The following is a 651-nucleotide window of genomic DNA, read 5'->3' as shown; positions in this document are numbered from 1 at the left end:
CACACTGAGCCAAACAAATAAGCGTATTCAAATTGCTGCTGTTTTACTACGCGAGGTCTCGTTCCACGAGTAGCCCAAAGACGTGTTGTTGTGTTCTGCTGACCAAACCTAGCTTCGTCTTGAAACCAGACATCAACACTCTCTAGCCCAATATGGCCGGGGATCTTAAGGATCGTTTCGATTTGGAATTTTTTTAAAATCGTCCTGTATTTGCTGTGATTGTTTAGGGTGTTTGGAACGAGAAGTTATCCAAGAAAAACCCATGTGGTCGAGGAGATAATAGATGGAATTAGGGTGGTAGTGCTTGTCAAAGTGTTTAACGATGTAGTCATGTATATCGCTTCCAACAAGGCGGCCACCAGAAGGTGATTCAGCTTCTTTTTTTATGAAGGCACTGAGTTGAGCCCGCTGCTCATCGGTGAGGTATGCAGGCCTACCAGTCCGAGGTTTTTCTTGAAGTCCTTCTAGGCCTTCTTCAAAAAAAATCCGAACCCATTTATTGACACTGGTTCGACTGACTTTGAGAGATTTTGCAATTTGTGTACGAGAGAGGCCGTCTTTAAAGTGTGCGAGCGCAAGTAAACGCATCTTCATCTGAATGGTTTTTTGCTGGCTCGCAAGCTTTTTGAAGTCAGTGTTATTAAGGCTATC

General features: G+C 43.8%; 1 protein-coding gene. It reads right to left on the bottom strand.

Annotation, left to right across the window (positions count from 1 at the left end; translation table 11 throughout):
- Nucleotides 1-165 precede the first annotated feature (165 nt).
- Nucleotides 166-651 (bottom strand): transposase (locus AB4507_RS22630; RefSeq protein ID WP_372183456.1); only part of this gene is annotated, 486 nt, incomplete at its 5' end.

This window comes from Vibrio sp. 10N.222.54.A3 (assembly GCF_041474095.1).
Taxonomy (GTDB): domain Bacteria; phylum Pseudomonadota; class Gammaproteobacteria; order Enterobacterales; family Vibrionaceae; genus Vibrio; species Vibrio crassostreae_C.
Note: the sequence above shows the minus strand (reverse complement) of the source record. Positions and strands in the feature narration are given on the sequence as shown.